Genomic DNA, 24695 nt, shown 5'->3' with positions numbered 1-24695 from the left:
TCATGTCCTTGCCAAAACCGAACTGGGGATGGGCGTCGCTGCCATTCCTGCTGTTGATCTGGATCGCCCTGGCGAGCCGCTTTCCCACCTACATCCTGCCGCAGCCCTGGGACGTTGCCCGCGAGGCGCTGCGCTGGCTGGGCGACCGCTCGCTGTTGCAGCACCTGCAGGCCAGTGTGCTTGAAGAGGTGGGGGGCTTTTGCGCGGCGGTGATCGTTGCGATTGCGCTGGGCACTGGCGCTGGCCTGTCCTCGCGTTTTCGCGACTTTATCTCGCCACTCAACAGCCTGTTCATGGCCATCCCGCCGATTGCCTGGGCGCCGCTGATCATGATCATTTTCGGCCTGGGCTATGTGTCCATCGTGCTGGTGATTTTCATTGCCGCGATGTTCCCCATGGCGGTGACCATCCAGGAGGGCGTGCAGAGTATTCGCGGCGGTGAAGTCCGCGCGGCGCGCACCTTGGGTGCCAATGCCTGGCAACTGTTGGCCCACGTCTACCTGCCGGCCTCGTTGCCGTTCGTCACGGCCGCCTTGCGCATTGGCTTCAGCCAGGGCTGGCGGGCACTGGTCGCGGCGGAAATGATCGGCGCCTCCCAGGGCATCGGCTGGATGGTGTCCACGGGCGGCCAGATCGGCAACAGCAGCCAGGTGCTGCTGGGCATTGTCGTGATCGGCCTGATTGCCTGGCTGATGGAGAGTTTTGTATTCCGGCGCATCGAGCGTCACTACCAGAAATGGCGCGTGCAATAAGCGCTACCTGCTTGTCTTCGTCCCCCTTTCAAACCTTCAGTGGACCACTGCACGAGGTGTCATGTGAGTAACGTTTTCGATCCCCGCGAAGCCGGGCATTACATCGCCCCGCAAGGCTTGTACGAGCGCAACAAGAAACGTCCGTTCCTGGGCAGCGTCCACTGTGATCGTGACACGCTGGTCGCCGGTCAATGGGATGAAATCACCCTGGTCTACGAGGTCGGTGGCAGTGGCCTGGCCGATGGTGCCTGGCTCAAGCTGGCCTTCAAGTTCTACTCCGACTGGGCTTTGTTCCAGACTTCGAACCCGGCCGGCCCCAACTACGTCAGCGCCGAATACCAGGCCGGTGAACTGGTGCCCGGCCAGAGCCAGGCCACCGTGCAGCACTTGAAAGTGCGCTTCGACCAGAAGGGCCATGAACGGCCGTTCCAGAAAGCGATCATCATCGACATCATCGACGGTTACCTGAACCCGGGCGACAAAGTCATCATTCGTCTGGGTGACCGACGCCAGGGCGGGGCGGGGACGCGGGTGCAGAGTTTCGTCGAGAAGGACTTCCGTTTCCGTCTGTTCATCGACCCGTTGGGCAGCTCGAAATTTGCCGAGGTGCCGGGCGACCCCTTGCTGGACATCGTGCCGGGACCGGCGCGGAGCGTGCAGTTGATCGTGCCGCGACTGGTCAGCGCCGGTGAGGCGTTCGATGTCCTGTTGCGGGTGGATGATGCCTGGGGCAACACCTGCCGAAACTTGCCGCTCAACGGTGTCCTGACCCTCGTTGACCCTGAAGGTGGCGAGCGCCAACAGCCGTTCACGCTGGCCGCCGAAGGTTGGGCCACGGCCCGGCTCGAGGGGCTTGATCTCGGCGCCGTGGGCGAGTGGCGTTTGTCCGCCAAGGTGGCAGAGCCTTTTGTCGACGGCGCCCAGGCCTTTGTTACCGTCGACCCGGCCGGTACTGCGTTGCGTCCGCTCTACGCCGACCTGCATGTGCACTCCGATGACACGGTGGGCACCAACGACACCCTGTACAACCTCAGCTACGGTCGCGATGTCGCCGGGCTCGATGTACTCGGCTACACCGCCAACGACTTCAATATCACCGAGCAACGCTGGGACCAGGCGGTCAATTTGATCCACGAACTCAACGAACCGGGGCGATTTGTTTGTTATCCCGGCACCGAGTGGTGTGGCAACTCTTGTGCGGGCGGCGACCGCAACGTGGTGTTCCTGCATGACCGCAAGCCCGAGTTCCCCTTCGACAACCAGGGGCGGCTGGTGCGCTCCTTCGAGTGGAACGAGTTCACCGCCGGCACCATCAAGCCGGGGGCCTGGCCGGTGGACGAGTTGTACGCCGCCTATGCCAAGGACCCCGAAGGGCATCTGATGATGCCCCACGTCGGCGGACGTCGTTGCAACCTCGACTGGCATCACCCGGAGCTCGAGCGGCTGATCGAGGTCGGTTCGGCCTGGGGCCAGTTCCATTGGGTCTACGCCGAAGCGTTGCAGCGCGGCTATCGGGTGGGAGCCGCGGCGAACAGCGATGAACACCAGGGCCGCTGCGGTGGCGGCGTGCCGGCCACGGCGGTGTTCGGCTCCCGTGGCGGGCTGACCGGCGTTGTCGCCGAGGCTTTCGACCGCGCCAGTGTGGGCAAGGCCCTGCGCGCTCGTCGCACCTTTGCTACGACGGGGGAGCGTTCGTTCGCCAGCTTGCGTCAGGGCAGGCACTTCATGGGTGAAGTCTTCACTGCTGATTCGAATGCCACCTTGGACTATCGACTGCTGGGCGAGGCGGGCTGGGAGCAGGTCGATCTGTTCGATGGCGACAAGCTGATCTGGTCGCGCAACCTGCATCAGGAACTGGGTTTTTGCACGCAACGCATTCGCTTGCGCCTGGGGGGCGCACGGATCAAGGACCGTTATCGCGGCGCCTACTGGACCGGCGAAATCCGCATCACGGGCGCGGTCATCAATGGCTTCCGCGCGTTGGGCCTCGATCATCCCGAGCAGACCGTATGGCGCAAGGATGCGACGGTCCTGGCGTTTCGCACCGACACCAACGGCGATACCGACAGCATCGAAATCGACCTGTCGCAACTGGCCGGCGCGACGCTGCAGGTCCACAGCCGTATCGACAACTACGTCAAGGTCGGCGACCCGTCCGAGCCGCAACCTTACGTACACGCGCCGACGGTGTTGATGACGCTGTCCGGCGAACAGTTGCTGGCGCAATCGCAAGTGGTCGAAGAGTTGCCGGGCGCGGAGTTGAAGGTGTCCCTGGAACGGGTGACCGCCGCAGCGCTGCCCCGTGAGCTGCAGGGGACAATCGAACTGGCCCGGTTGGGTCTTGAGCCAGGTCGTGAACACCCGCTGTTCATCTGCGCCCGCCAGCGGGATCAATCACGGGTATGGACGTCCGCACTGTTTCTGACCCTGTAGGCGCTGTCGAGTGCAACGAGGCTGCGGTCTTTCCCCAGACACTTGAGTCTCAAGCGAGAGATCAAAAGATCGCAGGCTTCGCCAGCTCCTACAGGGCCCAGCGGGAGCCATCTCTGGCCACATTTTTCGCAAAACCCCGACAGTCCCGGCAAACCTGCGAAAGCTCGCTAGTCCCCGTTGCGAGAAAGTGAAGCCGTCGATAACGACAGCGCCCACGGGCGCCGGGCTGGCGAATGTCTCGTCGGCCCGCTCACGCAGGAGAGCGATCATGACCGATATCCAACATAGCATTCCCCACGAAGTCGAAGGCAAGGTCGCACTGGTCACCGGAGCCGCCAGTGGCATCGGCAAGGCCATCGCATTGCTGTTGCATGCCCGCGGCGCCAAGGTGGTCGCGGAAGACATCAACCCCGCCGTCCATGAGCTGGCCCGTCCCGGGTTGGTGCCGCTGGAGGCTGACATCACCGAGGATGGCGCTGCCGAGCGCGCCGTTGGCCTGGCCGTCGAACAGTTCGGCCGGTTGGACATCCTGGTCAACAACGCCGGGATCATCATCAACAAGCTGGTGATCGACATGACGCGCCAGGACTGGGAGCGCATCCAGGCAGTCAACGCCACCGCGGCCTTCCTGCATTCACGCGAAGCGATCAAGGCGATGATGCCCAACCAGTCGGGGGCCATCGTCAACATTGCCTCCTACGCGTCCTATTTTGCCTTCCCGACCATTGCCGCCTACACCGCCTCCAAGGGTGCCCTGGCTCAACTGACGCGGACCCTGGCGCTGGAAGTCATCGGGCATGGCATTCGCGTCAATGCGGTCGGAGTTGGCGATGTGGTCACCAACATCCTCAATGACGTGGTCGAGGACGGCCCGGCGTTCCTTGCCCAGCACGGTGAAGCCGCGCCTATCGGCCGAGCCGCACAGCCGGAAGAAATTGCCGAGGTGGTTGCGTTCCTGGCGTCGGACCGTGCCAGCTTTATCGTCGGTTCGGTGGTCATGGCGGACGGTGGCATGACGGTCACTGCTGGCTGAGTCAAGAAAAACGGCGCCTATCCCATGAAGGGTAAGCGCCGTTTTTTTGCCTGCGGCCTTGAGCGTTTGTTCAGAGTTGCACCCGACGAAGTCTGCCGTTTAACGGCACCACGCTTCCATCTGGCGCAGGCAGTGGCCGCCCGACCAGCCCCATGCCTTCGCTGACCAGTACCGCGTCGGGTAACAGGCATAGGTTGGAAGGGGTATCCAGGTCGCGGGCGAGAACCGTGATCTGGGCTGTCTGCAAGTCGCAGCTCAGCAGTCGCCCACTGAACCGGGTAAAGCCACCATGCAGGGGTTCGCCGTTCCAGTCGGGGAGCAGCGGTTGTTGCAGGCGCTCGCAGAGCTCCAGCACCAGCAACTGGCCGTTGGGGCGCAGCGCCAGCCCGGTGGGCAGTTGCAGGCCGCGAATCAGGATGTCGATCCTGGCGCTGGCGGGCCAGACCCGGATCACCTGGCCGGCCTTCTCGGCGAAGTCGATGCCCTTGCGGCTCGGGTCGCCGTGCAGTTCGCCCGAGAACAGGCTGATCAGCACGGCGTCTGTCGCCGGTTCGTACACCAGGGTCACGGGAACGGCCTCCTGGCCTTGATCCAGTTCGGGCAGTTGCGCCAGTACGCGCTCTTCCTGGCCTGTGACGAACTCCACCAACTGGTTGGTATCGGGCTTGACGGCCAGCCAACTGCGGCGGGTCGGGTGGTAGCACAGCGCATTCAGGTTGCCACGGCTATGAAAGACCGGTTCGGGCGGTGTGAATTGCAGGTCCAGCAGTTTGGAGCCGGCGACGTAATCGGTCTGGCTGACCAGGCAGCGTCCGTCACCACAGGCGATGTCCGACACCCCCATGATTTCATCGCGCAGCATGCGCGCCTGCATGTTCATGGCGCGAAACCCTTGCGCCAGGGTTTCGCGGGGCAGGTAGGCGTCGGGCCGCTGCGGATCCGGTCGCAGTCGGCTGATACGGCCGCTGAAGGGGTGGTCGGGCAACCCCGAGCCTGCTTCGGTCAGCAGCAGGCTGCCATCGGCTTGCAGGCAGAGGCCGCGAGGGTTCAGCAGGTCCTCGGCGACCAGGGTGCTGGGGCGCAGGTTTTCCCCGGGGTGTGCGGGGATCTGAAGGGGAACGGGCATAGGCTCTCTCCGTGAATGAGCAGGGGATACGGTCATTGCGGCGGCTGCCACGGTTCACCGGTGAGATAGGCCCGCAGCAACGCCCGTTGGCAGGGCGACATCGAGCGCACCACGGGCATGAACAGCGTGGTGCCTTTGTAGGCGTCCGAGGTACGGGCGAGGATGGGGTTCTTGGCGCCCATGATGGCGTCGGGCTGATTCAGCGGGATATAGCGCGACATGGCGGGGAAGGCCAGGTAGTGAAAGCGCAGCACGTTGGGGTACATCAGCGGCCAGGTGATGGTGGTGCCCTTGGGAATGCCGAAGTCGGTCTGGGCGTATTTGCGAAAGTTGGTGAAGTAAGCGCTGCTGTCGAGGCCATTGGCCGTGCAGGTCAGGGCGACGAAACCGGCCTGGGCGGCGCTGCCCGGTTTGACGGTGACGGGGAAGCTGACTGAAAGCTGGCCGGCGCTGACCGTCAGCGAGTCAGGGTAGTCGAGGAAGTCCCAGTACTGCGGTTCTTTGTACGTGGGAGGATCAGCTGCCGGGATTGCCTGCAGGCCGATTTCGGTGGTGCTGGGGACCGCCCCGCCCAGGTACCTGACCTGCAGGGTGACCGACAGGCCGTTGGGGTAGTCCTCCAGGTAGACGTTGCGCTGGTCGGCATAGATCCGATAGGTCGACTCGGTGGCTTGCAACGTGGTGCCGGCGACCTTGCCCGGAGCGTTGATTGCCAAGGCAGAGGTCCGTACTGCCTGTAGCTGGTCGGCGGTCAGGGGCAGGTCGACGATGCCGCCATACACGTAGTAGTCGAATAAAAAGCGGCTGGTCGGCTCCAGGGTCGTCAGGGTGGTGGTGCCGGCACTGATGGTCACGGTCCCGTAATCGGCGTTGGGGCCGATCGGGCTGGTGATGTCGTCCCTGACGGCCCGGAAGGTTTCCTTCGGAATGACGTTCACCATGTCGATGCTCAGGTAACCGGTGTCGCCCAGGTCGGCATAGCCGGCATTGCCGGTACTCTGGTTGACCAGTTGCCGGCCCGGCTGGCAGTTCAGCGGCTCGTCGGCGAAGGCCGGGGCCAAGGTGCCGATGACCCGGCCGATGCTCGGGTTGGGCGTGTATTTGCCGGCGGCGTAGTCGGCGTCCAGTTGTTCGGTGGTCATCGTCGGGCACATTTCGAACATGACGAAACGCAGGACGATGCCCGTCGCCCCTGGTGCCTGGATGATCGAGCGCAGGCCGCTGCTGTTCTGGTTCCAACTGACAATGCTGCTCAAGGGAAAGGTCAGTTGAAACGTGCCGCTGGCGTGGAAAGAACCCGGCGCGTCCATTTTTTTCGGCAGCAGCACACGTCCCGCCACGTCGAAACTGCTGCACACGGTGTTGCTGCGGATCAGCAGTTGGATGTTGTCGTTGCCACCGATTTGCAGGCCGCCGACGAAGATCTGGGTGGTCGTCGAGGAGGTGGGGTCCAGGTCCACCATCATCGGGCCGGAAACGGGGCCCTGGCCGGTCACCGGGTCCACCGAACCGAGCAAATAGACGGCCTGGCCCACCAGGTCGCCGGTGGTGTTGATGCTGCCGGGGATGCCCTGGGAGCTGATCAAGGCGTTCTGCATGTCGACGACATGCTGCCCGTAGTGATTCCAGCCACCGGCGGTGTAGTAGTTGCCGGCGGGGGCATTGATCATGTTGTTCAACTGGTCGTCGGTGTAGGGCTCGGCGCCCGGTGCCAGGGTCGAGGTGGTCAGGTCGAAGAGCGGCCAGTCATCGTTGCCATCGTAGGGAATGGTCGGGGAGTTGTTCGGCAGGCTGACGTCGGTGCGGATGCCGCCCCAGAAGTTCAGCCGTGGTCCGTTCAGGATGCTCATGAGTTATTCCTCGTCCTTGATGGTTTTGCCGACAGGTGAATTGGCGAATTTGAACAGGTAGGAGTAGTCGGATTTGTAGGGACTCTTGACCGGTGTCGCCATGGAGTGGCAATTCATGCAGCTGCTGTTGGGCTGGATGTAGCTTTCCATGGTCACGTTGGCCGAAAGGGCGGGGGGCGGCTGGCCCAGCGGGTTGCTGGGGTTGTCCGGCATCAGCGGGCGCTGGGTGGTGATGAGTTGGTAGTACTTCAATACGCTGCGTTGCAGGCCCGGGTCGCTGCGGTAACGGGCGTTGACCTCGTTGGTGATCTCGGCGATCGGGGTGTACCGGTTCAACGGGTTCGGGGTCTGGAAGGTGGTGCCAGGCTTGGGCACGCAGACCAGGTGTGCGCCCTGGGTCTGCCAATCGCAGGGCGACTGGTTGAGCGTGGCTGCCGGGGCGCTGGCGTTGAAGTAGGAATAAGCCGTGCCGGAGGTCGGCTGGTCGACCCATGCACCGTTCACCAGCGTTTTGGGCGCAACGTTGTCGATCTGTTCGAAGGTCGACCAGATCCACTGCGGATAGCCGTTCACCTTGGTGATGACGTGCAGTCCTACCAGCCCCAGGTAGGCTTCGGTGACGCCGGTGCGCTGGCCTTGGTCGTCGAACGTGGCCACGCGCGCAAGCATGGTCAGGTAGCGGCTGGCATTGTCGTTGGGGGTGAGGATGCGCCAGCTCGATTTGACCTCGATGACCCCATAGGGGAAGTAGATGTTGTTGGCTTTGGAAACCACATCGGCGTTATAGAACTGGTTGGCGACGATGTAGTTGTAGGAGGTCTCGTTGGCCGAGATGTCGTAGTAGGTCGGGTTGCCGGCCTGGTCGATCAGCCAGCCGCCGACGGCCTGGTCGACGGCATTCACCTGGGAACTGTTCTTCAGCGCGGCGATGTTGATGATGCCCAGGCTCTTGGCAAGCTGCGGGGTGTTCCAGGGGCCTGGGTCGGCCCCCCGTGGCAGGAAGGTTTCTTCCACGGTCTTGTAGGTCTGCCAGACGGTGTAGCCGGGGTCCCCCGGCTGTTTGCTGCAGTCGGGATCACCGCGCTGTCCCGCCTGGGCGGGCCAGTTCACGGCGATGAACAGTTGCCAGCTGTATTGATCGAACAGGTCCTGGCTGGCACTGGCCGCTGGCGCTGTACTGGGGGGTTGGCAATTCAGGTTCGAGGCCTGCGTCCGTGGCATGGTTTGTTCCTGGGATTGCTCCAGGCCCAGGGCCGGAAGATTGGCCAGGCCCAGCAGTACCAGGATGAAACGGAGTGAAGTGTTCATGGCGATCCTTCGTCATTGGTCAGGGTTTGCGCTGCATGAGCTTGTTCCACTGCGCCTTTTGCCCGTTGCTCTGTGAAGCCGGTGGCTCGAACAGCTGGCAGGGCGGTGGATTCGCCGGGCACATCGCGGCCACCTGCGCCCAGGTCTGGGCAGGGTCCGGTTTGGCGATGCGGAAGTTGGTGTAGTTCTGGCTGACGATGGGGGCATTGGCGACGCTGCTGTCACCGGAGAAAAAGAACGATTGGGGCTGCCGGTAGGGCGGTTGCCCCGACATTTTCTTGTAGAAGGCATAGCCGAACAGGATCGGACCCTGCGGCGATTGAAGGTCCAGCGCGTAGGCCTGCACGCTGCCATTGAGGTTCTGGCTGCGCTCGGCGCTGTAGGGCAGGTGCTGGATGAAGTCTTGCCGCGGCGGATGATTCATCGGCGAAAACATGCAGCAGGCCGGCATGTCCTTGGGGCGATCCTGCGGGTAGGTCAGGAAGTACGCCTTGTTGCCCAGGGACACGAAGGAGCAGGTGTAGTTGTTGTTCTTGATCGGGAAGATCGGCAGGCAGTACTTCTCATAGTGCTCCATCATCGCACCGAAACCGTCGCCATCGGCCGGGATATAGGCCGTGTCGTAGTAGCTGGTTCCTCGGGAGACGGTGTAGTCCGCCGGGGTCAGGGTGGAGGGCGGATTGCTGTAGGGCGGCGGGTTTTTCTCATAGTTGTGCATCACCCGGTACATGGTCCAATCGCTGATCCAGAACGCCGGGAAAAACGGATCGGAAGGCTCGCCTGGGAGGCGTTTGGCGATGCAGTTGCCGTTCTGTTCGTTGCAGCCCTCGGTGTTGTGCACGCCCATGGTGAAGTACACCGCGCCGCTGTCCTGGGCGAACAGAGGTGGGCTGAACAGCAGGATCAACAGCAACAACCGGTTCAAGATACTGGTTTTCATAGGTCATTCCTTTGAAAAGTACCGGGTGACACTGTGGGAGCCTGTGGGAGCAAAGCTTGCTCGCGATGAACGATAACGCGGTCATTCGAAAGACCGCGGTGCCTTCGTCGCGAGCAAGCTCAGCTCCCACACAAGCTCGCTCCCACAGTGGTTTATCCTCCTTGGGTGAACAGCGTCACGGTCAGAGGTTGTCGTAATCGCTCATCTTGAGTTGTTGTGGCGGATAGTTGCGCTTGACCAGCTTCTGGGCCCACAGCTCCAATACCGCGCGGCGGCTCTGGGACATGTCACGGGTGATAGGCATCGAGAGCGTGCTTTCCTCCTGGTAGGGCTTGCTGATCAGCACAATCAACTGGTCGATGGCGCCTTCGACGCGCGCCTGGGAGTTGAGCGGCATGTACTTGTTCATGATCGGGTACAGGTAATAGAAGGTCTGCAGGATGCGTGGGTAGAGGAAGCCCTCCCACAGCTGCGTCGCGGCGTTCTGATCCTTGTAGACGGTGTTCCAGTAGTTGATGAAGTCCTGTTGCAGCTGCACGTCCAAGGGCAGGACGCGGAGCGGGGCGAGGAAGTCGATGTAGGCTTGGGGCAGCGGGAAGCTGAAGGGAATGACCGGATCGCTGTCGCCTTCCTTGACGAAAAAACGCAAGGTCGGGAAGCCCGGGGCCACGGCCCTGAAGCTCACCTGGGCGATGCCGTTGGCGTCGGTGGTGGTCGCTACATAAGAGTAATCCACCGGAGTGGCGTGGACGTCGTCGCTCAGGGTTCCGGTGGCGTAGACGCCGGCATCGAATGCCAGGCAAGGGTGCAAGTCGATCGTGACCGGTTTGCCGTCGCCCTGCAGGAATTGCTGATAACCGATCGGGTTTCCACTGGACTGATCCGTACTCTGCAGCGCAGTCAGTCGGCGGCCGCTGCCTTTGGCCAGATAGTTTTGTACGGGCGGCGCGTTATTGAAATTCGGCAGATTGGCCTTGTTCTGGTTGGGGTCGTCTGGGTGGTCGAAGAACAGCGTGAAATTGGCCGCGTTGCTGGAGGCCAGGTAGTAGTCGCTGGTGGTCACCATGTAGGGGTTGCCATATTCCGCCACCCACAGCGTGGTATTGGCCGCCGGCTGACCATTTTTCTGCACCATGATGGTCAGCGTCTTGTGGTCGCCCACGTCGATGAAACTGCCGCTCTCCACCACTTCGGCGGTCCAGGTTTGCTGGGTGGCGGCGATCACGGGTGTCGGGGCGGCCGTGGCCTTGAGTCGCAGCTCCAATGGATGACCTGGTTGTAGTTTCGTCAGGTCCGCGTCGCTGAGCGGGAAGTCCTGCAGGCCGGAGCGTTTGTCGAAGGCTGCCTGGTCATACCGGTCGAAACCCAAGTCCACTACCGGCGTGAATTGATCACCCTCGCGTACACCCAGTTGATAGTCGCCGGCCTGGAATTTTTCGGCGGTCAGGATGGGCGCATTGGGCTCTACCGGATAGAACGGGAACGTGTTGGCCAGATCCAGCGACAGGGTGTTGCCGGTAATCTGCACTGAAGTCACGCCCAGTGTGGCGTTTTGGGGAGTCCCATTTGGTTGAACAACAGGTACGGCCTGCGCGGGCACCAGGCGCAGGCCGGCGGGGGCGGTCGGGTATTCGTCGGCGAACCAGAGGCCCAGGGTCGCAGCGGTGCGGCTGTAGGCGGGGTTGAAGAAAATACCGGAAACGTTGTCCAGGCCCTTCTGATACATCGCTTGCAGACGAGCCGTATCCGAGGGGGCATTGGAACGGGTGTTGACGTACGGGAAATCGTTGAAAACACCGTTCCTGTCGTAGCAGGTCAGGTAGGTGGAGAACCTGAACATCAGGCCCTTTGCCCCTTGCAGCTTCATCTGCTGCTGGAGGTTACTCAGCAGCGCCGAATCGCCGATGACCCATTCCAGGTTCTCCTGGGGAAAGCAGGTCTGCCAGGTGGTGGTGACATATACCAGGCCATGGAAGGTGCTCGCCCAATTGAAATTCAGGAAGCGATCCATCATTCGATACTGGCGATTGAGGGTCAGGCCACACGTGGCATCCCCCAGCATCAGCTTGTCGAAATACAACGCGGTGAAGGTGTTCTGCCACGGGCTGACGTCCACGAAGCGCGCGGCAGTCGGAGCGTTGCTGCCAAAGGGATTGCCGAGCAATTGGTAATCCCTGCCAACCAGCGCATCCTCGGTGATGTAGGTGTCGGCCTGCAGCTCGCCGCCAATGATCGTCGAGCGAGTACCTTTGTAGCTCACCGTGCCGCAGGCATTGTCGCCAAACAGATCCCATTCGGCGGGCATGTACGGGTAGGTTCCCGGGTTGGCATTGGTCGGTACCTGCAGCATATAGGCCGGCAGCTCCGCCATTGTCAGGGGCTTGATGGCCCAGGGCATCAGTAGGGTGGGGGCGTTCTTGGCGTTGATGTCGAAGTGGCTCATGAACGGCCAGTTTATGTCCGCGTTGACCGCGTCATACAGCGGATACACGTCGTTGTTGTTGGCCGTTGGCGGGTTCCAGAACATATGGCCGTTGAGGTAGATACGGGGGAAATTCAATACGCTCATGTCATGCTCCTTAGCGTTGCCACTGGGCGCGTTTCAGCGACCAGACAAAGTCCAGTTTTTTGTAGCCATCGAATGCCGAGGGCGGCAGCGGGGTGGTGGGATAGACAATGCCGCCCCCGTGGTTCAGAGCGAAATTGAAGTAGCCTTTGTCGTTCGAGTAGGCGGCGGTGCCGTGGCAGGCCAGGCAGGACGAGGTGTTCTGGAACGCCGATTCCAGCTGTGAGTTGGCCAGTACCTGGGTGATGGGTTGGAACTCGACCCCGATCAACTCGTACTTCGACAGGTTCCGGTTGTTGGCCTGGAAGCTGGTGTTCACCGGCTTGGCGGCCGGAGTCGGCCCCGTGGTGTTGGTCATCGGCGCAGGCGGGGCGGCATTGGTGACGGTGTACTTGCTGTTGTTGATGTTTTCGAAGGTGGTCCAGACCCAGTTGGCGTTCAGTTTGTTGACGACATGCAGACCGCTCAATGCCACATAGCCGACCTGGTAAGTACCGTCGTCCTGCTGGTAGTAGGCCTGGGCAATGTAGTAGCCGTCATTTACCAGGGTTTGTCGGTAGGTCGTGTCTGTGCCGATCCACAGCCACGCGGCTTTCAACTCCCAGGCGGTGGGGGGAAAGTTCAGGTCGTTGGCCAGGGCGGCCTGGCCATTCACGTTGTAGACCTGCTTGTTCACGATGTAATCGAACGTGTCCTTGCCCATCAGCAACTGAAAGCGTACGGGGTGGCCTTGTTGGGCATCGGGCACGGCACCCCCCATTTGCAGGATCAGGCCATCGACCTGTTGGGTGGCATTGATGTTATGGAAGGATCGGGACAGGTCCATGCCTTGTGCCTTGGCTTGCGTCACCACCGCGGCCGGGAGCGGTGCGGAGCTGTCATAGGCGCCCGGTGGTGCGCCGTTGGGCAGGTAGACCTGGTCCGAGGGCTTCATCATCTCCCACACCAGATTGCTGCTTTGCGCGGTACTGGGTTGGTTCAAGCAGACGAACCAGTTCCAGGCCATGGTCTCGGGACTCTGGGCAAACGCGGTCCGAGTCTGGTTGATGTCTGCTCCAAATTGCAGGAAGTTGCTGCAATCGAAGTTGTTGGTGTCCTGTGCCTGGGCCAAACCGGCCAGGGCACTGAGAACGGTTATGGAAATGGCTCGCCGCATGGAAGCTCCTTGGCATTCGCCGTATCGGCATGAGGGTGCCCCCGGAAGTGTTCCAGGAGCAGTTGCTTCACCGCCGTGGCCGCAAGGTGCTGTGGCAACGACAGATCACAATTGGTGATGAGCAGCGGGCCGGTCTTCTCGCTCGTGGGCAGCCGTCCGTGGCTGCCGCGGACCAGGCGGGTGTCCAGCGGAATCAGGTCCATGTAGTAGCGAAAGCCGAGCTTTTTCTGGAGCAGGCGGCGCGCCACTTTCAATTTCGGGAAGCGAATGGCCGGGTCGATGAACAGCTCGAGCGGGTCGTAACCTGGCTTGCGATGGATATCCACGGTGCGGGCAAAGTCGGGAGCCTTGCGCTCGTCGAACCAGTAGTAGTAATCGAACCAGTAACCGGGCGCGGCCACGGCCACCAGCTCGCCGCTGCGGGGATGATCCAGTTGCCAGGCCTGTTGTTCGGTTTTATCCAGTACCTGTTCGATGCCGGCCTGGCGTTGCAACAGCGCCTTGACGCGGGGGATGTCGCGCGCATGCTTCACGTAGATGTGCGCGACCTGATGATCGGCCACGGCAAACGCTGCACTGGCACCGGGATCGAGCAACTCCCAGGTCAGCGATTGGCGTACCTGCAACAAGCCCTCGGCACGTAACAACCGGTTGATGGAAACGGATTGGGTGACGGCTTCGATCCCGTATTCGGACAGCAGCATCACTGCCGCGCCTTGCGCTTGGGCAAAGTCCAGCAGACGCCCGACTTCGCTGTCGATGGCGCGTACCTCGTCGGCAATCGACGGGTGATCGGGCCCCAGGCGTTGCAGGCTGTAGTCGAGGTGGGGCAGGTAGATCAATTGCAGGTCGGGGTGGTTGAGCTGGAATTCGGCAATGGCACAATCGACGATCCAGCGACTCGAGGCGATGCCGGCCGCCGGTCCCCAGAAGCTCGGAAAGGGAAACTCGCCGATCTGCTGTTCGATACGCTCATGCAACGAGGCCGGCGCCGAATACAGGCCGAACATCTTGCGACCATCGGCCGGGTAGTGGGGCCGTGGGGTAATGGCGGCGTCCACGTCGGCATACATGTTGTACCACCAGAACAACTGGCTGCAGCGAAACCCGGGGTACTGACGCTTGAGTGTCTGCCAGACCTTTTCCCCCTGGATCAGTGCGTTGGGTTGCAGCCAGAAACGCACTTCGGCCTGGTCGCGGAAATACCAGCCGTTGCCGATGATGCCGTGTTCCGACGGTGGCTGTCCCGTGAGGATCGAGGCCTGCACGGTCGAAGTGACCGCCGGGAACACCGGTTGCAGCGTGGCCATCTTGGCCGTTTTCAACAGGGCATTGATGCAGGGCGTCGCGGCACCCAACAGCGCGGGCGTCAGGCCGACCACGTTGATCAGCAGCAGCGGCTGGCGCGCAGGATCAGAGCGCATGGGCATGGGCCTCCAGCGCTTGAGGTTGCAGCAAGCGGCGCTGCTGCAACTGGTCCTCGACCCAATGCAACTCCGCCGCGATGCCCTGGAGTTGGGCGTGCTCGGTCGTGGGCCGCAATTGGCTGGGCAGGACGCCCCAGCTGTAGGTTTCCACTTCCAGTACGGGGCGAAAATCCCCATGGTCGGCCAAAAAGTCGAACGTTTGCGACAGGGCAACCTGGCTGCCGCTGAGTTCGGGCAGCAGCAACTGCTCGCTGAACAGCGGAATGTGGAAGTGAATCCTCAGTTCGGGATGAGAGACGCGGTTTTGCTCACAATCATCCAGGGCCGCGGGGAGGTCCGCCCAGGCCGATAACCGGTCCTGTCCATTGCGGGCCTTCACTTGATGCAGGTAGGTGGGTTCGGCAAAACCGCTCAATGTCTTGAGCACCTGTTCGCGCCGGTGCTCGTCCTCAGGCAGGCGACAAATCAGTGCATTGGATAACTGGATCTTGCCGATGGGGACCCGGGCCTGACGCAATCGGTCCAGTGATTGATAGCAGTCTTCGAACATCACGGCCTGGTGGCAAACGTCAAAGCACAGCGCCAGGTGTTCATGGTGCGGGTCCGTGGCTTGCCAATGGCGGAAGAAGGCGATGGCCTGGTCGGTGTTTTCCAGCACGCAATCGGGCTCCATTTCCAGGCAGACCACGATCTTCTTGCCCGTCTCCCGTTGCAGCCGGGCCAGCCCGGCAGTGAGCTCGCGCAGTTGGTGCTCGGCATGTTGCTGTAGCGTCGGGCTCCAGTGGGCGGCATAGCCCAGCGGCAGGCTGGAGATCACCCCCTGGGCACAGTCCGCTGGCAGGGCCTGGGCGAGAAATCGAGCCAGGTCCAGGCTGTACGCCAGCCGCTGCGGATCGGCCCAGCTGGGCAGGTAGACGTCGGCTTTCACCGCGCCCTGGTGAAATTGGCCGTAGGGAAACCCATTGAGTGAGGTCAGGCGTAGCCCGCTGCGTTGCAGCAGGTCGAGGAAATCCGCACGGGTCGGCGCTTGTTGGAGTTCGGCGACGGCGAGGGCGCTGATCCACAATCCACTGTCCTGCGTGTCGAGCCCGCGCAGTGTGCGCACGGTGTGGAAATGCCGTTCGACGGATGCGCGCAGCCCGCCCAGGTCATGGGTCGGGTGCACGTTGCTGCAATAGCCGATCTGCGTGGCCGTCCAACCCGTGCGGGCGCTCATTTGATCACCGGTTCCTGGCCCCGCAGGGCGGAGTTGTCCTGCCATTGCCGCCGCTGATCGATGGGCAGGGGCGTGCTGACCAGGGCTTTGTCCAACTGGCCGCTCTGGGCAAAAAAGTCCACCGGGTTGTGGAACAGCACTTGTTCGACCTGGTCTTCACTGAAGCCTGCGGCCAACATTGCCTGGCCGGTCTTGGGCACCTTGAGCGGGTCGCTGATGCCCCAGTCGGCGGCGCTGTTGACCACCATTTTTTCCGTGCCGTACTGCTGCAGCAGCGCGACCATGCGCTGTTCCGACATCTTGGTGTTGGGGTAGATGGAGTGGCCGCGCCAGCAGTCGCTGTCCAGCACCAGGGGCAGGGTCAGTTCGTTGAGGTGGTCGATGATCACCATATGTTCGGCAATGCCGACCTCGCGAATGACCGCGAGCGTGCGTTTGGTGCCGCCGATCTTGTCGCGGTGCGGCGTGTGCACCAGCACCGGCAGATTGAATTGCTTGGCCAGCTCCAATTGCGCGGCGAGGAAGCGATCCTCTTCCGGGGTAATGTCGTCGTAGCCGATTTCACCCACCGCCACCACGCCGTCTTTCACCAGGTAGCGCGGCAGAATCTCCAGCACCTCGTTGGCCACCGACAGGTCATTGGCCTCCTTGGGGTTCAGGCCAATGGTGCAGAAGTGATGGATGCCAAACATGCTGGCGCGAAAGCGCTCCCAGCCCAACAGTGTGTCGAAGTAGTCGATGAAGCTGCCGACGCTGGTCCTGGCCTGGCCCTGCCAGAAGGCCGGCTCGATTACCCCGGTGATGCCGGCGGCCGCCATGTTCTGGTAGTCGTCAGTGGTGCGGCTGACCATATGGATATGCGGGTCGAAGTACTTGAGCATGGTGAATCCTCGTCAAAAAAAGCGGGGGACGGTGGGGCATCAGTTCGGCGAAACGCCGCCCAGGTGCTCGTGCCATTGCGCCGGCAAGCGTCGTTGCTGGCCCAGGCCGGCCAGGCGCTGACGTTGCGCCGGGCTCAGCAGGTCGAAGGCAATCACGTGGGGCAGTCCGGCGGACACCGTTCGTTCGGCGGCGAGTTGTTCGTCCAGCAGGTCGAGGGCCAACTGGTTGAGGGTGACGCTTTGTCGTTGTGCCAGGCCGATCAGGCGTCGTACGTCGAGGCCCATGCCCAGCGCTTTCAACACCAGTTGGCTGAAGGCCTGTTCGTTGTAGTGACGCGACGGGTAGGCGGTGTCCAGGGCGAGGGCGGCGAACACCTGGCTGTTGCTGGTGCGTCCGGCCTGGCGTGCAAGCTCCACGCACGTCCCGCGGCTATCGAGCCAATCGAGGGCTTTCAAGGTGGCGACCTTTTCCTGGTCGTCGCCCCACAGGAACAATTGGTGCAGCAGGGCGACTTGCCCGGCGGCGGGCTGCTGTTCCAGCACCTGGGCCAGCAGCAACGCCCGCGCCATTTGGACGTTACTCCAGCCGGCGATATCGGGCAGTGCTCGCTCCTTGAGGTTGCGCTTGCACTGGCTGCTCAAGAGTGACGAGGTATTGGAGTCCGGGCGCTGGGCAAGTTGCTCCTGTGCCTGACGCCACCATTGCCGCTCGGTTTCTTCGAGTTGACGAATGAAATTTTGCCGTTGTTCGTTCACGCAGTCGTGGCGCATGTCGAGGGCCGCCGATGCCGGTGCAGTAACGTCCGTGTTCATGTTGGTTTGATCCAGCGCTGGAAATGAGGAAGCAGGAAAAACACCAGGACACATAACAGGCTGCCCAGGGGCTGGTTAGCCACGGCCAGCACCAGGGCATCGAACAGCGGCAGGGCTGCCAGGCCAGCGCCGATAAAGACGCGGACCTGCCGTTGCCGAGGGTTGGCCAGGTTGCGCCAGTAGTGCCAGCCCAACCAGCCAAGCCATAACAGCAGCACCGGCCAGAACCAGGCGCTGCCTGCGTAGATCGCCAAGGCCAGTGGGCTCAGCATCAGCAGCAGGGGGAGGCGGCTGATCAGTTGGTTGCGATGTTCCTGGCGAGCCAGGTAGGTCAGGCCGCTGATGTAGACACCGAGCAAAATGGCGCAGAGCCAGATCGGTCCCGGCGGCACCGCCAGGCTTGCCGCTGCGGTGAGGTAGAGCGCCGAGCGGCAGGCTCCCATCAGCCAGACGCTGTGGGCGTATTTCTTGTGCAGCAGGTTGTAACCGAGGATGCAGCCCACCAACAGGGTGGCGCTGCCCAGCAGCCAGTGCGGCTGCTCGATCAACCGGCTCAGGCCCAGCAGTGAGGCCGCGGCCAGCACCAGCAACAACGCAGTGGCCAGCAGCACTTGCTGGCGGCTGACCAGGCCCAGGGTGATGGGGCGGGGGTTGTGGTGTTGTTGGTCCCAGTCGGCGTCCAACAGGTCGTTCAACAGCATGCCGGCCAGGTACAGCAGCGACAGTGCCGCCAGCAGCAGGATCCATACCAGGGAAGACGGCGGAGCCAGGGCCCCGGCGCTGCTGGCGAGCAGGGCGGCGGCCAAGGTGTTGGTCCACACCGTGGGCAGGTTGGACACACGGCCGAGGGTCAGCCAGGCCTTGAGGTTCGGCGCAGTCTGGTTCATTGCGCACAGCGCTCGTTCAGGGGTAGCGCAAGCTCGACCTGGGTGGACAGCCGCTGCAATGCCTGCTCCATTCGCGCGGTATCGATTTCATGCAAGTCCACCGACTCGCCGATCCGGCTGAGCATGGGGATGGAGAGTTGCCCACCCAGATGCTGGCGGAACTCCTCCAGCCCCAGCAAAACCTGCGAGCGCCCCAGTGCATCTTTCAAGATCAGTTCCGGCGGGTTCAGGCAGAAGCCGAGCTTGAGCAGCAGGTTCAGCACCCGTTCGGTGTCGCTGTCGTTCAACAACCCCAAGGCATTGGCATAGAGTCCATCCAGAGCCATGCCCACCGCGACGGCTTCACCATGGCGCAGTCGGTGCTGACTGAGATTTTCCAGTTTGTGAGCGGCCCAATGCCCGTAGTCCAAGGGCCGCCCGTTACCGCGTTCGAAGGGGTCGCCAGCACCGGTGATGTGCGCCAGGTGCAATTCGGCGCAGCGGCGGATCGCATAGCGGCTGGCCCCATGTTCGAAGCAGGCGAGGGCGTCGGCCTGTTGCTCCATCCACTGGAAAAACGCCTGGTCCTTGATCAGCGCCACCTTGACCGCCTCGGCCAGCCCGGCGATCTGGTCGCGCCGGGTCAGGCTGGTCAGCAATTGAAAGTCGTTGATGACTGCGGTGGCGGGATAGAAGGCCCCCAGCAGGTTTTTCTGGCCGAAGGCGTTGATGCCGTTTTTCACACCGATGCCGGCGTCGTTCTGGGCGAGCACGGTGCTGGGGATGCGAATCAGGCGAATGCCGCGGTGGAAGGTGGCGCAGGCGTAGCCCACCGCATCCAGCACCGCGCCGCCACCGACGGCCAGCACATGGCAATGCCGGTCCAAGCCATGTTTCAGCATGTCGGTGTACAGCCGCTGCAACACCTTAGAATCCTTGCTCGACTCGCCGGCCGGGACCGCGATCGGCGGCGCCTGCAGGTGCAGGTCTGGAAAGTGGCTGATGAAGTAGGCGTTGATCTGTTCCAGCAGGTGCGAGGCGCTGTGCAGCAGTTGTTCATCGGCGAATATCAACACCGTGACCGGGCCCCTGTGGCCGGCCATGAGCTGGCGGTGCAGGCAGGGATTGAGTGGATCGAATACATGATCGGTGAATACCACCGGGTAGTCGTAGCTGACCTTGAAGCGCCCGTGCAACGGTTGCTCCGCGTCGCTGCGGCGAAGGCTCTTGAACAGGCTGTACCCGGCGATGAACAGCCCGGGCAATACCATGCTGGCGAGCAGGGTCACCAACAGCGCGTTCTGCTCGACGAGAAAGGTGCCAATGGCGCTGTAGGCCAATGCCAGGCCAGCATTGGCCAGGGTGGTGACGAGGATGAACGCGCGCAGCGGGTAGCGTTGCATCCCGGCGGCGACGACCGAGGTTTCCGCCAGCACCGGGACCCCGCGCAGGCAGATCAACGACAGTGTGCCCAACCGGTACGCCAGTTGCCCCGGCTGGCGCTGATGCAGGCCCAGGCGGCCGGCCAACAAACGCAAATAGCCGGCTCCCAAGGCATAGCCCAACCCGGCGCCCAGGCACAGCCCCACGAAAATCGCCAGGTAACCCCCCACGCTGCCAAGCATCGCTACGGCCAGCAGCGCGACCATGCTCGACGGCACCGGCAGCACCACGTCCAGCGCCAGCAGGGCGATCAGCAGCAACGCCAGGTAGAGTTTCTGCGCGGGCGTCGAGGGCTGGTACAGGTTGAGATGGGTCAGGAAATCCTGGATCTGTTGTTCGAACAGCAAGAAGCTGGCGATCACCAGGGCTGAAAAGCAAACCAACGACAGCCAGAAATGTCCGGCTGCGCCTTTTTGCGAGAGCAAACGATACCCACGGCCATGCTTCATCAAGCATCCCTCTTGTTGTTATTGACTGATTCCGTGTCAGTAATTGAAAGCAACGCCAAGTGTGTGTTTTAGGCCAATAGACGCTCTCGCCCGAAGGGCTGTCAGGTGTGGTTGATGATGTGGTTGGAGACAGGTTTGAATCTAGACGGCCCGGGTGTTTTTGCAAGGTCATCTGATGGCAATTTGATTTGGGCTGCCACTGCGCGTTTCAGGTACCCCGTACCAGCGGCTTGTCCCGCTCGTTCAGGGCCTCGAATACCCGCGCAACTGCGCCGGGCTGACGCCAAGGCGTTGCTTGAACAGCGTGGTCATGTGCGCCTGGGAGTTGAAGCCACAAGTGTGGGCGATATCGGTCAGTCGGGCGGTTGAATCGCGCATCAGCGCCCGTGCCTTGGCCAGGCGCCGGTCGATCAGGTAGCTGTGTGGACTTTTGCCGGTGGCATTCTTGAATGCCCGCATGAAATACCCTTCGGACAAGCCAAGCAGGCCGGCCATTTCCTTGACCCCCAGCGGACCGTCGAGACCGGCGTCGATGAACTCGTCGAGCAGGCGCATTCGCCCGCCGGTGATGGCCCCTTGTACGGGGGCCGAAAACGTCTTGGGGTCCTTTACCCGTTCAGCCAATCCGAGCGCCCAGGCCTCCCAGTCATCCTCTGCGCTGGCACGCAGCAATGCGCTGCGCATTCTCAGCGCGAGGGTGATGGCCTGCGGGTCAATACGGTTGTTGAACGCATGCTCCCCCGGCAACGCCATACCGTCGGTGCGCACGACCCGCAGGTATTCACCGCCCCTGGGGGACTCGGAGAACACGTCGCATTCGGCGGGGACGAATGCCAGGCCGTTGGGGATCGCCTCGAAGGGCTGCACGCGGTCGCTGCCGATGGCATGCAGGCCGCGCTGGCTGTCGAAGGCGAAGCCGATCGCCGACTGTGTGGCGACATAGCGGGTGGCGTAGGCGCAGCCGGGCAGCAATTCGATCGCCCACGGTCCTGCCTCGATGCGACGGACCGGTTCGGACTGGGGCGGCTGGTGGCGGTTTCGAGGGTTCATGAACAGCATAGTAGTGAAGAGAGGGCCTGAAAGTCAGGTCAGTTTTCTGAAAGCCCGCCGGTGGTGCCCTGATTAGACTGGGCAAAAACCCGGAGGCCCATCATGCACACACTGACTCGCGACGATATCGAACAAGCTGCCCGCCACTTATACGAAGTCATGCCCGCCACCGCCCAGTACGCCTGGCCCTTGTTGGCTGAACGGCTGGGTTGCACGGTGTGGGTCAAGCACGAGAATCACACCCCGACGGGGGCCTTCAAGGTACGCGGCGGCCTGACCTTCGTGCGCTGGCTCAAGCGCGAGCACCCAGAGGCAAAAGGCATCGTCACGGCAACTCGCGGCAACCATGGCCAGAGCCTGGCGCTGGCAGCCAGCGCATTGGGTTTGAAAGCGTTGATCGTCGTGCCGCAAGGTAACTCGGTGGAGAAGAACAACGCCATGCGCGGTTTTGGCGGTGAGGTGGTCGAATATGGCCGCGATTTCGATGAGGCCCGTGAAGAGGCCGCGCGCCTGGCCCAAGCGCATGGCCTCTTCCTGGTGCCGCCGTTCCATCCCGAGTTGGTCAAGGGCGTGGCGACCTATGGGCTTGAGCTGTTCAACGCGGTGCCGGACCTGGACACCGTCTATGTGCCGATAGGCTGTGGCTCGGGGATCTGCGCGGTCATCGCCGCCCGCGATGCCTTGGGCCTGAAGACCCACGTGGTGGGCGTGGTGTCCACCGAGGCCGTCGCGGCGAAGTTGTCGTTTGAAACGGGCAGGCTATGCGAGACCGATTCGGCGAATACCTTTGCCGACGGCTTGGCCGTGCGCAGACCCATTCCCGAGGCCTTTGCCATCTACGGCGCCGGGGCGGCGCGAATCGTCGCGGTCAGCGACGCTGAAATTGCCGGGGCCATGCGGGCGTATTACACCGACACCCACAACCTCGCCGAAGGTGCCGGCGCCGCTGCCTTGGCAGCGCTGATGCAGGAGCGTGAAACGATGCGGGGGAAAAGGGTGGCGGTGATTCTGTCCGGTGGGAATATCGACCGGCCGGTGTACGCGAATCTGATTGGCTGAGGTTGGGCTTGTCGCCGTCATTGCGAGCAAGCTCGCTCCCACAGTGGTTCTTTGCCGGATATGAATTTTTTATTCAATGGAGATTGAATGTGGGAGCGAGCTTGCTCGCGATGAGGCCTGTAAGCCCAATATCCATCGTTATTGCAGGCTCTGTGTCATAGCCGGCGAAAGGGCGGTCTGCGGGCGCTGCCACAAAGTGAAAGCTTCAGGGAGATGTTGCCCAGCCAACAGTCTGTTGCGGCACTGTTGCGCCCTGGACATTGGCTGCCTGTGACTATGAGCTTATGCTTTAAAAGAATTTCTAATGTGAATTCCAAGAGCGTTATGTTCTATGAAATTCACTCAGGAATGTCTTCATGAAGTTCGCCCGATCCCTGCGCCGTCTGTTCCTCAGCACATTGTTCGCCGCCCCTTTGGTCCACGCCAGCGAGCCCTTGGTACTGCACGTCGGCGACCAGAACTATTACAACGTACGGGCATCGGTGGAGGCTTCGGGTGTGCTTGAGGGCGCACCTTACCAAGTCGACTGGAAACACTTCCAGGCCGCCGCGCCCCTGGCCGAGGCGCTGAATACCGGCGACCTGGACCTGGGTTTCCTCGGCGATTCGGGTTTTCTGTTCCTGGCTGCCAAGCAGGCACCGGTGAAATTGATCGGTGTCTCGCGGCAGAACCCGGACACTATCGCGCTGCTGGTGCCCAAGGATTCACCGGTCAAGACCATCGCCGACCTCAAGGGCAAGAAAGTCGCCTATTGGCCCGGTGCCTGGAGCCAGCAACTGACTTTGCGCGCCCTGGAGCAGGCCGGTTTGCCAGAGAACCATGTGGCATTCATCAAACTGATGCCGATCGACGCGGCGGCGGCCTTGCCCCAGGGCAGCATCGATGCGTTTCCAGTGTGGGAGCCCTACATCTCGCAACAGATCCTGTTCTCCGGCGCCCGGCCGATCCTGACGGCGAAAAACCTCATGCCCGGCCTCAGCGCCATTGCCGCTTCGACGCCGGCCATCGACAGCAAGCGCGAAGCCATCGCCGACTTCCTCGGGCGTGTGAAACAAGCCCGCGCCTGGGTCGACAACCACACCGACCAATACGCGGACCTGTGGGCGAAAAAGGCCAATCTCGACCAGAACGTCTCGCGTCATTGGTTGCGCCAGGCACACATGAGTGTCGGCCCGGTGGACCAACAGGCTGCCGCCGACCTGCAAAGCACGGCGGACTTCCTGTTCAAGGTCAAGGCGCTGCCGGCACCGCTGGCCACTGCCGGGATTATCGACACGTCCTTCAACCAGGCCTTGAGCGAATAAACCGAGCCGCTCTGGATCAGGGCACCAGTACGGCTTTTGCGCTGCTACCCTTGGCGATCAGCGCGTACTGGGCCTTGCCGTCCACCAGGGGGATTTCAATAATATCCGTGGGAGCGTCGATGACGCCTGCCTCGAAGTGCTTGCCAAATTCTTCAAGCATCCGGGCGCAATCGGTATTGTCATAGAGCAGCGAGTTCACCCCGATCAAGATGCCGCCTTTGCGATAGAGCGCCAGGGCGGGGAAGTGCACCATCCCATCCGGCGGGGCAGCAATGATCGCGATGCGACCGAAGTTGGCCAATGCCGATACCGCCTCTTGCAGCCAGAAGCCGGTGGTGTCGAAGATGACCTGCGCCCCTCCCGGAAACACCGCGTTGACCTGCTCTGCAAGGCTGCCGGGCGCGCTGGTCACGATGACGTCGTAGCCTTTGGCTTGCAACTCGGCGGCCCGCTCCGGTCGCCGTACCGCCGCAAGCACACGGGCCCCGCGGGCCTTCGCCAGGGCAAGCGCTGCGCTGCCTACCGCGCCATTGGCGCCAATCACCAAGAATGTCGTGTCGCGCTGCACGTGGGATCGTTCAACGGCATCGTAGGCGGTGGTAAAAGGCACGCCCATAGCCGCCGCCTGGACGAAGGACAAACGCTCGGGCTTCAGGGCCACGCCACTTGCCGGAACCGTGAGGTATTGCGCATGGGAGCCGTCACGCAGGAAACCTGGGCCCCTGCCGGTTCCCCAGACCGCTTTGCCGAGCAGGTGTGCCGGGCCTTGCTCAATCACCCCGGCGAAATCACGGCCGGGCACGCGGGGCAAGGTGGTATAGGGGAAGCGGCCCTCGACATTCTTGACATCACTGGGGTTGAGCCCAGCCGCCTTGACCCGGATGAGGACCTCGTCGGGGCCCGGGACGGGTGTCGGCAAGTCAACGAGGCAGAGGTGGTCCAGGCTGCCGGTGGCGGAAAACTGTAGGGCTTTCAAGCTGCAATACTCCTCGACGAAATGTGCATCGAGGATAGCGTCCGGGC

Annotated in this window: 19 protein-coding genes; 5 read left to right on the top strand and 14 right to left on the bottom strand. The window is 62.4% G+C overall.

Annotated features, from left to right (window positions below; genetic code table 11):
• The first annotated feature begins 2 nt into the window (after nucleotides 1–2).
• From F7R20_RS00905 to F7R20_RS00895, 3 genes are all read left to right on the top strand, one after another.
• Nucleotides 3–752, top strand: a complete 750-nt coding sequence (locus F7R20_RS00905; RefSeq protein WP_003201033.1) for an ABC transporter permease — start codon at nucleotides 3–5, stop codon at nucleotides 750–752.
• A gap of 63 nt (nucleotides 753–815) precedes the next feature.
• Nucleotides 816–3185: a hypothetical protein gene (locus F7R20_RS00900; protein WP_003201035.1), complete on the top strand. Its 2370-nt coding sequence runs from the start codon at nucleotides 816–818 to the stop codon at nucleotides 3183–3185.
• 268 nt (nucleotides 3186–3453) lie between these two features.
• Entirely contained in the window at nucleotides 3454–4218 is a 765-nt protein-coding gene (locus F7R20_RS00895) for an SDR family NAD(P)-dependent oxidoreductase (protein ID WP_003201036.1), read from the top strand.
• Between the two features lie 70 nt (nucleotides 4219–4288).
• Here the strand turns inward: F7R20_RS00895 and F7R20_RS00890 are convergent, their stop codons facing one another.
• The 13 genes from F7R20_RS00890 to F7R20_RS00830 form a co-directional block, all read right to left on the bottom strand.
• Nucleotides 4289–5344: a hypothetical protein gene (locus tag F7R20_RS00890; RefSeq protein WP_003201038.1), complete on the bottom strand. Its 1056-nt coding sequence runs from the start codon at nucleotides 5342–5344 to the stop codon at nucleotides 4289–4291.
• 32 nt (nucleotides 5345–5376) lie between these two features.
• A complete protein-coding gene (locus F7R20_RS00885; RefSeq protein WP_003201041.1) occupies nucleotides 5377–7194 on the bottom strand; it encodes a hypothetical protein in 1818 nt (605 codons plus the stop codon).
• A 3-nt stretch (nucleotides 7195–7197) separates the two neighbouring features.
• Nucleotides 7198–8502: a hypothetical protein gene (locus F7R20_RS00880; RefSeq protein ID WP_081352551.1), complete on the bottom strand. Its 1305-nt coding sequence runs from the start codon at nucleotides 8500–8502 to the stop codon at nucleotides 7198–7200.
• A gap of 19 nt (nucleotides 8503–8521) precedes the next feature.
• Nucleotides 8522–9442: a hypothetical protein gene (locus F7R20_RS00875; protein ID WP_003201045.1), complete on the bottom strand. Its 921-nt coding sequence runs from the start codon at nucleotides 9440–9442 to the stop codon at nucleotides 8522–8524.
• Between the two features lie 181 nt (nucleotides 9443–9623).
• Nucleotides 9624–12011, bottom strand: coding sequence for a hypothetical protein (locus tag F7R20_RS00870; RefSeq protein ID WP_003201047.1), 2388 nt, complete (start codon nucleotides 12009–12011; stop codon nucleotides 9624–9626).
• Nucleotides 12012–12021: 10 nt separating this feature from the next.
• Nucleotides 12022–13164: a hypothetical protein gene (locus F7R20_RS00865; protein WP_003201049.1), complete on the bottom strand. Its 1143-nt coding sequence runs from the start codon at nucleotides 13162–13164 to the stop codon at nucleotides 12022–12024.
• Complete coding sequence (locus F7R20_RS00860) at nucleotides 13143–14588, bottom strand: alkaline phosphatase family protein (RefSeq protein ID WP_003201051.1); 1446 nt, start codon at nucleotides 14586–14588, stop codon at nucleotides 13143–13145. Before F7R20_RS00860 ends, F7R20_RS00865 begins: the two co-directional genes overlap by 22 nt.
• Entirely contained in the window at nucleotides 14578–15807 is a 1230-nt protein-coding gene (gene eboE, locus F7R20_RS00855; protein ID WP_003201053.1) for a metabolite traffic protein EboE, read from the bottom strand. The genes F7R20_RS00860 and eboE overlap by 11 nt, the downstream gene beginning before the upstream one ends.
• A complete protein-coding gene (locus F7R20_RS00850; protein ID WP_003201055.1) occupies nucleotides 15804–16688 on the bottom strand; it encodes a TatD family hydrolase in 885 nt (294 codons plus the stop codon). The genes eboE and F7R20_RS00850 overlap by 4 nt, the downstream gene beginning before the upstream one ends.
• A 39-nt stretch (nucleotides 16689–16727) precedes the next feature.
• Nucleotides 16728–17501, bottom strand: coding sequence for an EboA domain-containing protein (locus F7R20_RS00845; protein WP_003201056.1), 774 nt, complete (start codon nucleotides 17499–17501; stop codon nucleotides 16728–16730).
• Complete coding sequence (locus tag F7R20_RS00840) at nucleotides 17498–18388, bottom strand: UbiA family prenyltransferase (RefSeq protein ID WP_003201058.1); 891 nt, start codon at nucleotides 18386–18388, stop codon at nucleotides 17498–17500. Before F7R20_RS00840 ends, F7R20_RS00845 begins: the two co-directional genes overlap by 4 nt.
• Nucleotides 18385–20259 carry a 3-dehydroquinate synthase gene (locus tag F7R20_RS00835; protein ID WP_003201059.1) on the bottom strand — a complete coding sequence of 625 codons (1875 nt, stop codon included), beginning with the start codon at nucleotides 20257–20259 and terminating at the stop codon, nucleotides 18385–18387. Before F7R20_RS00835 ends, F7R20_RS00840 begins: the two co-directional genes overlap by 4 nt.
• 243 nt (nucleotides 20260–20502) lie before the next feature.
• Nucleotides 20503–21318 (bottom strand): helix-turn-helix transcriptional regulator, encoded by an 816-nt coding sequence (locus tag F7R20_RS00830; RefSeq protein WP_013693133.1) that lies wholly within the window; start codon nucleotides 21316–21318, stop codon nucleotides 20503–20505.
• Between the two features lie 93 nt (nucleotides 21319–21411).
• On the opposite strand from F7R20_RS00830, the gene F7R20_RS00825 reads away from it, so the two are divergent.
• Both F7R20_RS00825 and F7R20_RS00820 read left to right on the top strand, forming a co-directional pair.
• Nucleotides 21412–22368 (top strand): threonine dehydratase, encoded by a 957-nt coding sequence (locus F7R20_RS00825; RefSeq protein ID WP_003201063.1) that lies wholly within the window; start codon nucleotides 21412–21414, stop codon nucleotides 22366–22368.
• Nucleotides 22369–22724: 356 nt separating this feature from the next.
• On the top strand, nucleotides 22725–23672 hold the full coding sequence (locus F7R20_RS00820) for an ABC transporter substrate-binding protein (protein ID WP_003201065.1): 948 nt from the start codon (nucleotides 22725–22727) through the stop codon (nucleotides 23670–23672).
• Between the two features lie 16 nt (nucleotides 23673–23688).
• Here the strand turns inward: F7R20_RS00820 and F7R20_RS00815 are convergent, their stop codons facing one another.
• Nucleotides 23689–24648, bottom strand: a complete 960-nt coding sequence (locus F7R20_RS00815) for a quinone oxidoreductase family protein (RefSeq protein WP_003201068.1) — start codon at nucleotides 24646–24648, stop codon at nucleotides 23689–23691.
• Nucleotides 24649–24695 lie beyond the last annotated feature (47 nt).

The sequence above is a fragment of the Pseudomonas brassicacearum subsp. brassicacearum genome (assembly GCF_008801605.1).
Lineage (GTDB): Bacteria > Pseudomonadota > Gammaproteobacteria > Pseudomonadales > Pseudomonadaceae > Aquipseudomonas > Aquipseudomonas brassicacearum.
This window is presented reverse-complemented; position numbering and strand designations above follow the sequence as displayed.

Bases quoted from the DNA above. Each gene is read 5' to 3' on its own strand.
- F7R20_RS00905 (WP_003201033.1), top strand. From the start codon at position 3: ATGTCCTTGCCAAAACCGAACTGGGGATGGGCGTCGCTGCCATTCCTG.
- F7R20_RS00895 (WP_003201036.1), top strand. From the start codon at position 3,454: ATGACCGATATCCAACATAGCATTCCCCACGAAGTCGAAGGCAAGGTC.
- F7R20_RS00835 (WP_003201059.1), bottom strand. From the start codon at position 20,259: ATGAAGCATGGCCGTGGGTATCGTTTGCTCTCGCAAAAAGGCGCAGCC.
- F7R20_RS00820 (WP_003201065.1), top strand. From the start codon at position 22,725: ATGAAGTTCGCCCGATCCCTGCGCCGTCTGTTCCTCAGCACATTGTTC.
- F7R20_RS00825 (WP_003201063.1), top strand. From the start codon at position 21,412: ATGCACACACTGACTCGCGACGATATCGAACAAGCTGCCCGCCACTTA.
- F7R20_RS00870 (WP_003201047.1), bottom strand. From the start codon at position 12,011: ATGAGCGTATTGAATTTCCCCCGTATCTACCTCAACGGCCATATGTTC.
- F7R20_RS00860 (WP_003201051.1), bottom strand. From the start codon at position 14,588: ATGCGCTCTGATCCTGCGCGCCAGCCGCTGCTGCTGATCAACGTGGTC.
- F7R20_RS00845 (WP_003201056.1), bottom strand. From the start codon at position 17,501: ATGAACACGGACGTTACTGCACCGGCATCGGCGGCCCTCGACATGCGC.
- eboE (WP_003201053.1), bottom strand. From the start codon at position 15,807: ATGAGCGCCCGCACGGGTTGGACGGCCACGCAGATCGGCTATTGCAGC.
- F7R20_RS00865 (WP_003201049.1), bottom strand. From the start codon at position 13,164: ATGCGGCGAGCCATTTCCATAACCGTTCTCAGTGCCCTGGCCGGTTTG.
- F7R20_RS00880 (WP_081352551.1), bottom strand. From the start codon at position 8,502: ATGAACACTTCACTCCGTTTCATCCTGGTACTGCTGGGCCTGGCCAAT.
- F7R20_RS00890 (WP_003201038.1), bottom strand. From the start codon at position 5,344: ATGCCCGTTCCCCTTCAGATCCCCGCACACCCCGGGGAAAACCTGCGC.
- F7R20_RS00885 (WP_003201041.1), bottom strand. From the start codon at position 7,194: ATGAGCATCCTGAACGGACCACGGCTGAACTTCTGGGGCGGCATCCGC.
- F7R20_RS00840 (WP_003201058.1), bottom strand. From the start codon at position 18,388: ATGAACCAGACTGCGCCGAACCTCAAGGCCTGGCTGACCCTCGGCCGT.
- F7R20_RS00875 (WP_003201045.1), bottom strand. From the start codon at position 9,442: ATGAAAACCAGTATCTTGAACCGGTTGTTGCTGTTGATCCTGCTGTTC.
- F7R20_RS00850 (WP_003201055.1), bottom strand. From the start codon at position 16,688: ATGCTCAAGTACTTCGACCCGCATATCCATATGGTCAGCCGCACCACT.
- F7R20_RS00830 (WP_013693133.1), bottom strand. From the start codon at position 21,318: ATGCTGTTCATGAACCCTCGAAACCGCCACCAGCCGCCCCAGTCCGAA.